Raw genomic sequence first — 12,332 nt, 5'->3', positions numbered from 1 at the left:
GATTGATAACCCAGTAACATACACGAAAGGTGAGTTAGAGTTAGTTGATAATTTTATTAAGCGTGATAAAAAAAACGGAACTGACTGGGGGGATGATGAATTTAAAGACATTAAATTGTCCATAAAAAATCATTACAAGGTTGAACAGAACTATGTGTGCCCATACTGTGCAATTACATATCCTGTTGGTCATGGGATGGCATGGGATATTGAGCATATAGTTCCAAAAGATAAAAAGGTTCAATTTATGTTTGAACCTGAAAATCTCTGTGTTGCATGTAAAGATTGTAATGGAGCTAAGAGTTCAAAGGAAGTTCTTGTTAACCCCGATCGCCGCCGTTTTCCTAATTCTTCTCAAGACTATAAAATTATTCACCCTCATTTTGATTTCTACCACGAGCATATAAATGCAATTTCTCCTGGAGATTTTTATAGACCATTGAGTGAAAAGGGTGAGTTTACCATTGTAACTTGCCGCTTGTTACGGTTTTACGGTGTTGTGAAAAGAGAGCAACCTGAACAAGATATCAATGATCTTGCAAAAGCTTTGATTGATGCCGATGGAGTCGCACGAAAAATTCTCGAAGATGAGCTAGTTAAGCGAATTGTAAATAAAAGAAACATGGACTAATTGGGCTTTCGTTGTGTCCATTGAGTATGATGTTGGATTGGCGACTACAATAAAATTCATCGTTGAAAGTAATTGTATATTAGCTCAATGGTTGATGTCTTTCAGAAATAGCTGTCAGCAATTCAGTAACAATTGGGGGTAAAGGCTCAGTAGAACACTACCGAGCCTCATCATTAGACTTTACTTCTACTTTGCATAATTCGAAGGAAACAGTGCTCGTTTCGCTTCTTCATCACGTTCGGTTTTAAATTCAACGTCTTTGCCGATTTCGCGAGCACGCAGTGCCGCTGGGCGAGTGTTGATTGCGTTAAACCAGCGCTTCAAATTCGGGTAAGGTTCTAGGCCTTCTTCACCAAGCACGAAAGGTGCTTTATCAATCCAACCCCATGCAGCGACATCGACAATGGTGTACTCATTTCCGACGATAAATTCACGACCTTCCATATGCTTTTCTAACACTTCGTAATGACGTTGTGCTTCACGTAGGTAACGGTTCACAGCGTAGTCTAGGCCTGCTGGCGCTGCATGACGGAAGTGTACCGATTGGCCAGAGTATGGACCAAGGCCGCTCGCGATAAACATCATCCAAGAGAGCAGTTCTGCTCTGTCTTCTGGCTGACCAGCTAGCTTGCCTGTTTTCTCAGATAGGTACAGCAGGATGGCGTTAGAGTCGAATACACGTTGTCCTTCGTCTTCAATCGCGGGCGTTTTGCCGTTTGGATTGATCAAACGATATTCCGGTGTGTGTTGCTCGCCTTTTAAGGTATCGACAGGAACAAGTTCAAAATCTAGGCCTGTCTCTTCTAGAAACAGAGCGATCTTCATTGGGTTGGGTGTTTGGTGAAAATAGAACTTAAGCATGGGGTAACTCCTTGTATTGGTGATTCATTAAAGCATCACTTGAACGATCGTTCAATAAATGATTTTTGAATTTTCTGTGAATTGACTGATTTGATATCACACTCTGTACCTTTTGAACTTGGCTGTGTAAACGTGAATTAGCGTCGACTTGTAGAGAGATAGCATTTTAAGCTGCTGAAATAATGAACATAAAATGCACATTTAAGTTTGATGTTGAGCTTCGAAACTTACGAATTTAGATGGAATAGGCAGGTGGGATTCGAAGTTAAATATTCCAAAGTAATTAAAGGAGCTCCTCATAACTCGAAGCTATCTGGATATTTGAGCTTACTCTGGCACATAAAATCGTGATCTGCAGCCACACCTTATGCAACAAATGAATATTAACCTCGGAGATTCTGGTGTGGTTCACGGTTTTTTAATCTTAGGGACTTACATTGGTGAACAAATCTGATGTGAACACTTAACGACACAGGATCTTTCCATGAAAAAGAACATTATCGCCCTCGCTCTTGGTGGCATGCTAGCCTTTGGCGCAACACCTTATTCTTTTGCTGCTAACGATGGTGCTGTACAGGCTTCTGCGGACTACGCGCAGTTGGTGACTAAGCGACAAGTTGTCGACCAACTACTTCTTGATGCGTTGCAGGCATTTAAGTCTCCGGCAAGAATTTCTCACGCGGGCTTCACGGCTAAAATGCCAAGCAACATGGAAATTGTGACCAACCGATTGTTAGAAGCGTACCAGTTAGAACCTTACCGTACTGACCTGCTGATCTCGGCAGCGAACGCTCAGATCTACAACAAGAATGCAGAGCGAGCAATTGAGTTGTTTGAGCAAGCATTGACGGTTGCGCCAGACGATGTCGACTTGCATGCGTATCTTGCGGTTTGGCAAAGATTTGAAGGCAATGACAGTGAATCCAACAAGCACATGGAGAAACTGGAAAGCCTGAACAAGGGCAAAGCAGAAGACATCAAACGTATTTTTGCAACGGTCGACCGCGTGTTAGAAACACCGTTGAAAGAGTCGGCGGAGAAAGGTTTATTGGATGAGCACGGTGCCATCGTCACTTTGGGTTACGCGCTTAACCCTGATGGTTCTATGCATGAAATCTTGATTGAACGTCTTGAAACGACATTAGCAATGTCGAAAGCGAACCCAGACGCGATGATCGTGTTAACCGGCGGCGTGCCTAAGAACCATAAGACAGAAGGCAAGTTAATGGCGGATTGGCTTATCTCAAAAGGGGTAAGCAAAGACCGCATCGTTGAAGAGAACTACGCGACCAGCACGGTAGGTAATGCCATGTTCAGTAGCTATGCGCTTGCTCGTCATGATATTAAACATGCGACCATTATTAGCTCAGCGAGCCATGTTCGTCGTGGTCAAACTCTGTTTGAGATCGCTAGCTGGCAAACGGGTCCTCAGGGCATTACCTTCGATACGGTTTCTTACCCAGACAAGCCGCTAGAAGATCTTAAGAAAGCGAGCAGTGGTGAGCTATTAGGTATCTACCGTGATGCTCTAAGAACTTATGGCATGTGGAGCTACCGTTCTTACCCATTGGAATCTCGTTAAGCCCAAGCATTATTTGCGTTTGGGAAAAGCACAGTTCGCGTTAAACCAAAGCTTCACTTGTTAGTACAATCGAGCACAGCTAGATGGTATGCTGTGCTCCTACTTAATTTAGTGTTTCAAAGGCAAAAAAATGAACCCGATTTTAGCAATGTTGAAAGAGAACAATATTAGCGACGAGCAGATCAGCGAGATATTCAAGACGTTGACAGAGAACCCTCTTGCAGCAATGGCGACAATCAGCCAACTTGGTTTACCTCAAGACAAACTTCAAATGCTGATGGGTCAGGTAATGCAAAACCCTGCGCTAATCAAAGAAGCAGTTGAAGAGCTTGGCCTAGATTTTTCTAAGGTTGAAGCGGCTAAAGAGCAACTTCAAAAATAATCTAGTGTGATATGGCGATTGAGCTCATGAGCGATAGCCGGTTTGGCTAACGGCTCTTGGCAGCGCTAATTAGACTCTAATAAAAAGCCGTTTGAGCATTGTGATTGATGCTTGAGCGGCTTTTTTGATCGCCATTAGAATAGGTTAGGGTACTAACAAATGCCAACCCGAAGTGACTCATTTGTTCAAATCATGTAGTTTCGTGTTTTAACTCGTTCTGAACCGATCTACTCCGGCGTTGATTATGAAATCTAGCTTAAGCATTCGATCTTACACCAAGCAATTTAATACCCATGCCCATGATGACCATCATCAATTAGTATTGCCGATCCAAGGCAGTATTAATATCGAAATGGTGGGGTATGTCGGCAAAGTGGCCGTGGGCGAATGTGTGGTAATTCCGGTAACCACTGCGCATGCGTTTAAAGCGGATGAAGCCGCACGGTTTATTGTCGCGGATATGGCGGAGTTGCCGCAGCACTTGTTAGAGCATGAGCTCTCGGTTTTCACGATAACGCCACCTTTGATGAGCTTCTTGCTGTTTGTTGAGAAGCAGCTGGAATATCAGGTCGATAGTGGCCTTGAATCATCAGTTTTAGATGTGTTTTCACTGCTGTTAGAGCAACAACAAGTTAGCAAGAGCATCGACCCAAGAATCCGTGCGGTACAAAGATTGATAGCGGATAATTACGCCCAACCTCTCTCTATTCCACAACTTGCAGAAACGGCCTGTTTGAGTCCCACTCAATTCAAAAAACGCTTCAAAGAGTGCTTGGGTATCAGTGCGCTTAAATACATCACTCGCTATCGTATGGAGAAAGCTCAAGCCCTGTTAACCCATACCGATTTACCGGTTCAATTGATTGCTGAAAACGTGGGTTATAGTGATGTTTCTGCTTTCAGTCGTCGCTTCTCTCAGCACTTTGGGATGTCTCCAAGGGCGTTTCTAGGCTCAATGAAAGAGAGTCTTTAGAAACAACAATAGCGTCCTTTTAGCAAACTAACTTATATCAATCTTCACTATTATCTATTTCAGAACTGAAAATTGGATAATAGAAATGAATCTTGCCATCAATCGCGTTAACGAATTCCAAATGGGCACTTTGGTCATCTTGTTTGCTTCTATTTTATGGGGCACGACAGGCACCGCCGCAAGTTTTGCACCTGATCTAAGCCCATTAGCGATTGGTGCTTTCTCTATGGGCGTCGGTGGTCTAATGCAAGCGGGTTTGGCGTATCGAAAGATACTATTCGCTTTCGACAAACTTTTGCAGAACAAGAAGCTGTTGACAGTGAGTGCTTTGGCTTTAGCGGTCTATCCTTTAGCTTTCTATTCTTCAATGAAATTATCAGGCGTGGCGATCGGTACCGTGGTTTCGATTGCTACCGCACCTTTCTTTTCTGCACTGTTAGAGTGTCTTATTAGCAAAAAGAATAATATCAACAAACGTTGGCTTACTAGCTTTGCGATTGGTGTGGTAGGTATTGGGCTGTTGGTGTTTTCAGAATCTTCATCGGCGAATGAATCCGGTGATGATCTCAAGCTGTTAGGTATTGGCTTAGGTCTGGTCGCTGGGTTGTGTTACGCCATTTATTCTTGGGCGACCAAAGCACTGATTGATAAAGGGATTAAGTCACAAGCGGCGATGGGCAGTATTTTTGGCCTCGGTGCAATGCTGTTGCTGCCAACGCTCTGGTTTACTGGTAATAACCTGTTTTCCTCACAGACCAACGTATTCGTCATCAGTTATCTGACGTTAATTCCACAATGCTTGGGCTATATCGCGTTCAGTTTTGGTTTACGCCACGTGACCGCGAGCAGTGCCAATCTGCTGACCTTGTTTGAACCAGTAGTCGCAGCGGTGCTTGCCGTCTGTGTTGTCGGTGAGCTGATTCCTTTTACAGGCTGGTTAGGTATGTCTCTGATTGTGCTGTGCTTGTTTGTACAGTCGAAGCCATCTAAAGGAACGTTATAAGTATTTGTTTTGTTTTGCCTAATTGAAATTTATTCATGCGTAATTAGTATAATTGAATAAAATGAGTATCTCAGTTGTGAGAGTGCTGTTACTATCGCTATCAATAGTCGGGGGGCACATACCTTATTTGGTGTTTGCTGAGATCGTTAGTCGAGACCCGTTGAACCTGATTCAGTTAACACTGGCGTAGGGAACTATAAGCACTCGATCTACGTCTGCACCCATGAAAGCTTTCATGAGCCTAATGCGACTTCTCCTTCGATCGGTGTTCGTTCTCCTACGTCTTGTAAGATAGTAGGAGCGACAATGACACACAGTTCTATTTCAAAAGATTTAACGCCAAAAGCCTCAACACCAAAATCCTCAACACAGCAGCACTCTGCTGAAGACACGATTCGCACGAATACTCCGATTGTTTTAACCATCGCGGGTTCTGACAGTGGCGGCGGTGCAGGTATCCAAGCTGATATTAAAGCCATGTCTGCCACCGGTAGTTTTGCTTGTTCTGTGATTACCGCTATCACTTCCCAGAACACTCAAGGCGTGTCAGCTATTTTTCCTGTTCCACTCGACCATGTCGCTAGCCAGTTAGATGCGGTTTTTACTGATCTCAATATCGTGGCAGTGAAAGTCGGCATGTTGGCTGATTCGCAAATCATCAAAGTCGTTGCAGACAAAATTAAGCAGTACCGACCTAAACACTTAGTGATTGACCCTGTCATGGTCGCGACAAGTGGTGATCTGCTGTTAGAAAACTCGGCTATCACCACGCTGAAACAAGAGCTGATTCCGCTGGCAGATATCATTACTCCTAACTTACCAGAAGGTGCTGCATTAACAGGCAAGCCAGTACCTGAAAGCGAAGCTGAAATGCAGGGCATGATTGAAGACTTACGCGCACTGGGTGCTAAAGCCGTTCTCTTGAAAGGTGGCCACCTGGAGAAAGATGAGAACAGTAACGATTTACTGATTCTGCCAACCACATCTGCTCTGATTAGCGCGAAGCGTTTTCCTACTAAAAATACCCACGGCACGGGTTGTACGCTCTCATCTGCCATTGCTTCTTTCTTGGCTCAAGGCAACACGCTTTCAGAGGCTGTTGACCTAGGAAAACAATACATTTCGCGCGCAATTGCTCACGCTGATGAGTTGCAAGTCGGTCAAGGCCATGGCCCTGTAAATCACTTCTTCGCTGGGCACGGTAATGTCCGTTAATACGATTGGCGTTCAACTCAGCAATGCCTCTTTACGTTATAACGACAGTGAGCACGCGACCTTGTCTGGGTTGTCGCTTAGCTTAAACGCAGGTAAGTGGACGGTATTGTTGGGTAGAAGTGGCTGCGGGAAAACCACGGTATTGCGTTATCTGGCGGGCTTGTTGGACGACAAGGTAGAGTGGCAGGGCACATTGGTAACCTCTGATGAACTGCCTTTAACGGATCGCATCGCTTACATGGCGCAGCAGGACTTGTTACTGCCGTGGTTGTCGGTTATCGACAATGTATGTCTGAGTCATCGCTTTCAAAATCCAGCTTTTGATAAAGCACAGCAAACCAATCAAGCACTAGAGTTGCTCGCTGCTGTTGGTTTGGCTGATCACGCGTCTACTATGCCGGATCAGTTGTCTGGTGGTATGCGCCAGCGTGTTGCTTTGGCTCGCACCTTAATGCAAGACAAACCTGTTGTGCTGATGGACGAACCTTTCTCTGCGCTGGATGCGGTAACAAGACATAAGTTACAGAGCTTAGCTTGTGAACTGTTAAGAGATAAAACCGTTGTGTTGATTACTCATGATCCACAAGAAGCGGTGCGTTTGGCGGATAACTTGTATGTGTTGCAAGGCACTCCGGCGAGTGCACAGTCACTGTCTGTGCCTAATACAGCGACACCAAGAGTGTTAGACGGTGAATGTGCTGAGTTACAACAAGCGATCTTAGATCAGTTGGAGCGTGATTATGAATGATCTAACGCGAAGCGAAGCTGTGGCGCGTTCAACTAACACACAGATCACGACTAAGCGCCCTCGTCAGATGAATCCCGTTATGCGTTTGCTTATCAGCAGTGCTGTGATTCTCGGTTTATGGCAAATGGTGGTGGTTATCTTTGAGATGCCTAGCTTCATTCTGCCAGCGCCTGCAGAAGTCTTTTTAAAACTTATTGAACGTTACGATGTGCTACTCAAACACACTTGGGTGACTGCGCAGGAGATCTTACTTGGTCTATTGCTCGGTTTGTCGATGGGGCTGTTTTTCGCCCTACAGATGTTGATGTTCGAACCGCTGAAACGCTGGTTGTTGCCTATCTTAATTGCTAGCCAAGCCATCCCTGTGTTTGCGATTGCGCCAGTATTGATGCTGTGGCTGGGTTATGGCATCGCATCAAAGGTCGTCATGGCGGCGATCATTATCTTCTTCCCCGTGACCACTTGTTGTTACGACGGTCTGCGAAATACACCGACTGGTTATCTTGATCTTGCCAAAACGATGGGCGCATCGAAATGGCAATTGCTGCGTTATATCCAACTGCCTGCTGCGCTGCCAACATTAGCGTCTGGCATTCGTGTGGCGGTGGTTATTACCCCAATTGGCGCGGTCGTCGGGGAGTGGGTGGGTTCGAGTGAAGGGCTGGGTTACCTAATGCTGCAAGCGAACGCACGCATGATCATTGATGAGATGTTTGCAGCCTTGTTCATCTTGGCGGTGCTGTCTATCTCGCTCTACTTCATCACAGACAAATTACTCAAAAAAGCTATCCCTTGGGAGAACCAGTGATGGTTCGCTCAATAACACTTGTTTAATAAAGCTTCGCTCACGCTATTTATCTAAACAAAACTTCGTTAAAAATTAGCTCGATACACACAATAATAATATTCAAAAGGAAAGGTTAACTATGAAAAATACCAAATTGGTAGGTGCAGTGGCACTGCTTGCTTCGCTAGTTTCAGGTCATGCATTGGCGGATTCTGAACAAAAGAAACTGACATTGATGTTGGATTGGTTTGTGAACCCGAACCACGGCCCAATTGTGATTGCTCAAGAGCGCGGTTACTTTGCTGACCAAGGCCTAGAGGTTGAAATCCAAGAGCCGGCTGACCCAAGCACGCCAGCAAAATTGGTCGCAGCAGGTAAAGTCGATCTAGCGGTAACTTACCAACCAAGTTTAACCATGGATGTAGCAGCGGGTCTTCCTTTGGTTCGTGCATCAACCCTTATCGCGACGCCACTGAATACGTTGATGGTTTTAGATAATGGCAAGAACGATTCACTAGCGGATCTGAAAGGCAAAAAGATCGGTATTGCGATTGCGGGTAACGAAGAAGCGACCATCGGCACCATGCTAGCTCAAGAAAATGTTGCATTTACCGACGTGCAAACCATCAATGTCGGTTGGGCACTTTCATCTTCATTGGCATCGGGCAAGGTAGATGCAATTTGGGGTGGCTTACGTAACTTCGAAACCAACCAACTAGCTCTTGAAGGCTTTAAAGCGAAAGCGTTCTTCCCAGAAGAGCACGGCGTGCCCGCTTACGACGAGCTGATCTTTGTGGCGAACGCAAAGAAACACGACGACGAAGCAATCAAAGCGTTCAACAAAGCACTTGAGCAAGCAACCACTTACATTGTGAACCACCCGCAAGAATCATGGAGTGAGTTTGTGGCGTATTCACCAGATACGTTGAATAACGAGCTTAACCAACGCGCATGGAACGACACACTGACTCGTTTTGCACTTCGCCCTTCTGCAGTGGATATGAAGCGTTACGATGATTACGCACAGTTCATGTTCGACAAAGGCATCATCAAATCACTACCAAAAGCCGCTGATTACGTACCGACTTTTGACTAAGGAATCTCATGAAATACCAAGACTTAATCCAAGCCTGTCAGCAAGATTGGCAAGACTACACCGAGCATGATTTTGTTAAAACGCTAGCAAACGGCACACTTGCTCAGCCGTGTTTTCTGCATTACTTGAAGCAAGATTTTCTGTTTTTAAAGCAGTATGCCCGTGCTTATGCATTGGCAATTTATAAGGCAAAGACACTGGCTGATATGCGCCGTGCACTGCCAAGTGTTCATGCTCTGCTAGATTCTGAAATCTCTCACCACGTGACTTACTGTGGTCAGTGGGGTTTAACCGAATCGGATTTAGAAAACGAATCTGAAGATTTCGGCACAGTTGCTTACACACGCTACGTTCTGGATGCAGGCATGACGGGTGATCTTGTCGACTTATATACGGCATTGGCTCCGTGTTCACTTGGTTATGCCGTGATTGGTAAAGCGCTGTTAGAAAGCAGTGATACCGTATTAGAAGGCAACCCATACGCGAGCTGGCTACAACTTTATGGCGGTGAAGAGTTCCAGTCGGGCGTGGCAACGGGGGCGGAATACTTCAATCAACTGCTAGACCAGCTTGAAGGGTTGATTGCGACGTCTCAATCTAAGTCACATCAGTTGACACAAAGTACGTCGAGCATGCATGACGAGCTAGAGTCGGTCATCAAACAGTTCGAAGTTCAAGCAAACCACACCTCAACAATGACAACTTCAGTGCAAGAGATGGTACTGACTATTGGGGAGATATCAGAAAGTACATCGGTTGCCGCTGAAGGCGTTCATCAAGCGAAAGTGAATGCCGACAAAGGTCGTGAAGTGGTGGTCGATACTATAAATAACATTACCCAGTTGTCTGAACGCCTTTCAAGTAGCCAAGATTCGATTAGTTCTTTGAATCACCATGTCGATCAAATTGGTAGTGCCGTTAACATTATCCAAGGTATTGCGGAACAGACTAATTTATTGGCATTAAACGCAGCCATTGAAGCCGCTCGTGCTGGTGAGCAAGGTCGTGGCTTTGCCGTTGTTGCGGATGAAGTCCGAGCGTTAGCAAGCAGAACGCACCAATCAACCACTGAAATCACCAGTGTAGTCACTGCAATCCAGAGCCAAATGAATGCTTCTATGACAGAGATTGGCGAGTGTAACCAACAAGGCCAGCTGACACTTAAAGATTCAGAAGAACTGGATGCAAGCTTGCAACTGATCTTGAGTGATATGGAAAGCATTCAAGGCAACTCAGAACGTATTGCTTCAGCGATTGAAGAGCAGGGTGCGGTAATGACACAAGTAAGTGACTCAATTACTGAGTTGAATACCATCTCGAATGATAACAACGCTTCGGCGCAGCATTGCTTGGTCGAAGTCGATAAAGTAGCTGAGCAAGCGAACGATATGGATCAAGCGGTAGCACAGTTCAAGACGTCATAAGACTGCTAGAGCAAGTTAGAAACCAAATATGTTAAGTATTTGAAACCCAAGGCGTGAGTTCATAGAAAACAAAGGCGTGAATTATTCGCGCCTTTTTTGTGCCTGAAGGATAGGCAAGTTCCTGAATCGATAGAAATAAGAATAAGGCATTACAAAATAGACTTAAGTATCTGTGGAATAAAACTAAAATAATGACAGACTAACGATGAACGAACGCATTGACGTGAGCCATATCTTTGGCGCGTTTCAAATAAACGTTAAATCTTACGGAAGAGGAACAGCATGCACTACGACGTATTCAATGGAGACGCAGACGGTATCATCGCGTTGCTACAACTGCGATTAAGTGAACCAAGAAAAAGCGTACTCGTTACCGGTGTAAAGCGTGATATTAAATTGGTTTCTCAAGTTGCCAGTCAAATCATAGAGCCGGGCAATCCAAATGATGTCTCTTCCGTTACCGTTCTTGATGTGTCGATGGAGAAGAACCTGCCAGCATTGCACTCACTGTTAGATGCCAACATCGATGTGTTTTACTGCGATCACCATCGAACAGGGGACGTGCCAATCTCTGAGCATTTAGACACTCTGATAGACACCTCTCCAGAGAGCTGCACGAGTTTACTGATTAACCAGAAGCTAAATGGTGCACTCGTAGCTTGGGCAATCGCGGCGGCCTTTGGTGATAATTTAAAAGTAGTGGCCGCACAGTTAGCTGATGAAAATGGATTCGAACAATCACAAATTGAGTTCTTAGAAGAGCTAGGTACCTTGGTTAATTACAACGGCTACGGTACATCACTGAGCGATTTGCACTTCACGCCAGTTGAGCTCTACCAAAACCTTTATCAATATCCGAACCCGTTCGATCTTATGGATGACAAAGACTCGGTGTTTTATCGACTACGAGCTGCTTACCAGAATGACCGCCAGCAATTATCAAACCTTGCCCCTGCGTATGAAAGTGTATTCGCACGTGTGTTTGAACTGCCTGGTGAGACTTGGGCAAGACGTATCAGCGGTGTATTTGGCAATGAGATCGTGAATCAAGATCCAAACCGAGCGCAAGCAGTATTAACGAAAAACCAAGATGGCGAATCTTATACTGTTAGCCTAAGAGCACCACTATCCAATAGAACAGGCGCAGATGAAATTTGCTCTAGCTTTGTAACTGGTGGAGGAAGAAAAGCAGCGGCTGGCATTAATCAACTTAGCGAACTTGATAGAGGGAATTTCATTTCACTGTTGGACGCTTATTATTCGCCGAGTGTTGAGCGCTAACGAAAATAGCAGCGAGAGTGAATAGGGTAAAGAGAGGCCATTTGGCTTCTTTTTTTGTGTCTAAAGTCACCCAAATAAGCCTTTCAAAAACTTAGTTAGCATCAAATTCGGCACTTCACATTGTATGACATCAAAGTAAGAGTGATTATCAATTGTATTAATTCTGGGGAAATAGCACTATACGCATATTGAATCTTCAGTATTTTGAATATCCTTATAATGAATCTTGCCCAGGTCGACCTTAACCTACTCGTTATTCTTAAACACCTTCTTGAAGAGAAGCACGTATCAAACACAGCCTTGGCGTTGGACATGAGCCAACCGACGGTGAGTCGTTCACTACAAAAAC

Annotated in this window: 12 protein-coding genes, 2 pseudogenes and 1 riboswitch; of the genes and pseudogenes, 13 read left to right on the top strand and 1 reads right to left on the bottom strand. The window is 44.9% G+C overall.

Features of this window, described 5'->3' with window-relative positions:
- Nucleotide 1: 1 nt before the first annotated feature.
- Nucleotides 2-631, top strand: coding sequence for an HNH endonuclease (locus tag AB4653_RS02390; protein ID WP_372103236.1), 630 nt, complete (start codon nucleotides 2-4; stop codon nucleotides 629-631).
- Nucleotides 632-817: 186 nt separating this feature from the next.
- Here AB4653_RS02390 and AB4653_RS02385 read toward each other — a convergent pair whose 3' ends face one another.
- Nucleotides 818-1,492 carry a glutathione S-transferase family protein gene (locus tag AB4653_RS02385; protein WP_102257583.1) on the bottom strand — a complete coding sequence of 225 codons (675 nt, stop codon included), beginning with the start codon at nucleotides 1,490-1,492 and terminating at the stop codon, nucleotides 818-820.
- Between the two features lie 484 nt (nucleotides 1,493-1,976).
- On the opposite strand from AB4653_RS02385, the gene AB4653_RS02380 reads away from it, so the two are divergent.
- From AB4653_RS02380 to AB4653_RS02325, 12 genes and pseudogenes are all read left to right on the top strand, one after another.
- Nucleotides 1,977-3,074: a YdcF family protein gene (locus AB4653_RS02380; protein ID WP_102257584.1), complete on the top strand. Its 1,098-nt coding sequence runs from the start codon at nucleotides 1,977-1,979 to the stop codon at nucleotides 3,072-3,074.
- Nucleotides 3,075-3,204: 130 nt separating this feature from the next.
- Complete coding sequence (locus tag AB4653_RS02375) at nucleotides 3,205-3,456, top strand: DUF2999 family protein (protein ID WP_009844829.1); 252 nt, start codon at nucleotides 3,205-3,207, stop codon at nucleotides 3,454-3,456.
- A gap of 244 nt (nucleotides 3,457-3,700) precedes the next feature.
- Complete coding sequence (locus tag AB4653_RS02370; protein WP_102257585.1) at nucleotides 3,701-4,429, top strand: AraC family transcriptional regulator; 729 nt, start codon at nucleotides 3,701-3,703, stop codon at nucleotides 4,427-4,429.
- 85 nt (nucleotides 4,430-4,514) lie between these two features.
- Nucleotides 4,515-5,432 (top strand): DMT family transporter, encoded by a 918-nt coding sequence (locus tag AB4653_RS02365; protein ID WP_102257586.1) that lies wholly within the window; start codon nucleotides 4,515-4,517, stop codon nucleotides 5,430-5,432.
- 98 nt (nucleotides 5,433-5,530) lie between these two features.
- Nucleotides 5,531-5,642, top strand: a riboswitch (TPP riboswitch).
- Nucleotides 5,643-5,738: 96 nt separating this feature from the next.
- Entirely contained in the window at nucleotides 5,739-6,647 is a 909-nt protein-coding gene (gene thiD / locus AB4653_RS02360; protein ID WP_102257587.1) for a bifunctional hydroxymethylpyrimidine kinase/phosphomethylpyrimidine kinase, read from the top strand.
- A complete protein-coding gene (locus AB4653_RS02355; RefSeq protein ID WP_102257588.1) occupies nucleotides 6,637-7,395 on the top strand; it encodes an ABC transporter ATP-binding protein in 759 nt (252 codons plus the stop codon). Before thiD ends, AB4653_RS02355 begins: the two co-directional genes overlap by 11 nt.
- Entirely contained in the window at nucleotides 7,388-8,203 is an 816-nt protein-coding gene (locus tag AB4653_RS02350; RefSeq protein WP_102257589.1) for an ABC transporter permease, read from the top strand. The genes AB4653_RS02355 and AB4653_RS02350 overlap by 8 nt, the downstream gene beginning before the upstream one ends.
- A gap of 118 nt (nucleotides 8,204-8,321) precedes the next feature.
- Nucleotides 8,322-9,278, top strand: a complete 957-nt coding sequence (locus AB4653_RS02345) for an ABC transporter substrate-binding protein (protein WP_065104608.1) — start codon at nucleotides 8,322-8,324, stop codon at nucleotides 9,276-9,278.
- An 8-nt stretch (nucleotides 9,279-9,286) separates the two neighbouring features.
- Nucleotides 9,287-9,844 (top strand): annotated as a pseudogene (locus AB4653_RS02340) (TenA family protein); the annotation flags it as partial.
- Nucleotides 9,818-10,702 (top strand): annotated as a pseudogene (locus AB4653_RS02335) (methyl-accepting chemotaxis protein); the annotation flags it as partial. The pseudogenes AB4653_RS02340 and AB4653_RS02335, both read left to right, overlap by 27 nt.
- Before the next feature lie 282 nt (nucleotides 10,703-10,984).
- Nucleotides 10,985-11,983 (top strand): acetyltransferase, encoded by a 999-nt coding sequence (locus AB4653_RS02330; RefSeq protein WP_102258514.1) that lies wholly within the window; start codon nucleotides 10,985-10,987, stop codon nucleotides 11,981-11,983.
- Between the two features lie 219 nt (nucleotides 11,984-12,202).
- Nucleotides 12,203-12,332 (top strand): LysR family transcriptional regulator (locus AB4653_RS02325; protein WP_372103239.1); only part of this gene is annotated, 130 nt, incomplete at its 3' end.

It is taken from the genome of Vibrio sp. 10N.222.48.A3 (assembly GCF_041475345.1).
Classification (GTDB): Bacteria; Pseudomonadota; Gammaproteobacteria; order Enterobacterales; family Vibrionaceae; genus Vibrio; species Vibrio tasmaniensis_A.
The sequence above is the reverse complement of the archived record's forward strand: the minus strand, read 5'-3'. Positions and strand labels throughout refer to the sequence as shown.

Excerpts from the sequence above, each read along its gene's own strand:
- AB4653_RS02385 (WP_102257583.1), bottom strand. The coding sequence starts at position 1,492 with ATGCTTAAGTTCTATTTTCACCAAACACCCAACCCAATGAAGATCGCT.
- AB4653_RS02380 (WP_102257584.1), top strand. The coding sequence starts at position 1,977 with ATGAAAAAGAACATTATCGCCCTCGCTCTTGGTGGCATGCTAGCCTTT.
- AB4653_RS02375 (WP_009844829.1), top strand. The coding sequence starts at position 3,205 with ATGAACCCGATTTTAGCAATGTTGAAAGAGAACAATATTAGCGACGAG.
- AB4653_RS02370 (WP_102257585.1), top strand. The coding sequence starts at position 3,701 with ATGAAATCTAGCTTAAGCATTCGATCTTACACCAAGCAATTTAATACC.
- AB4653_RS02365 (WP_102257586.1), top strand. The coding sequence starts at position 4,515 with ATGAATCTTGCCATCAATCGCGTTAACGAATTCCAAATGGGCACTTTG.
- thiD (WP_102257587.1), top strand. The coding sequence starts at position 5,739 with ATGACACACAGTTCTATTTCAAAAGATTTAACGCCAAAAGCCTCAACA.
- AB4653_RS02355 (WP_102257588.1), top strand. The coding sequence starts at position 6,637 with ATGTCCGTTAATACGATTGGCGTTCAACTCAGCAATGCCTCTTTACGT.
- AB4653_RS02350 (WP_102257589.1), top strand. The coding sequence starts at position 7,388 with ATGAATGATCTAACGCGAAGCGAAGCTGTGGCGCGTTCAACTAACACA.
- AB4653_RS02345 (WP_065104608.1), top strand. The coding sequence starts at position 8,322 with ATGAAAAATACCAAATTGGTAGGTGCAGTGGCACTGCTTGCTTCGCTA.
- AB4653_RS02330 (WP_102258514.1), top strand. The coding sequence starts at position 10,985 with ATGCACTACGACGTATTCAATGGAGACGCAGACGGTATCATCGCGTTG.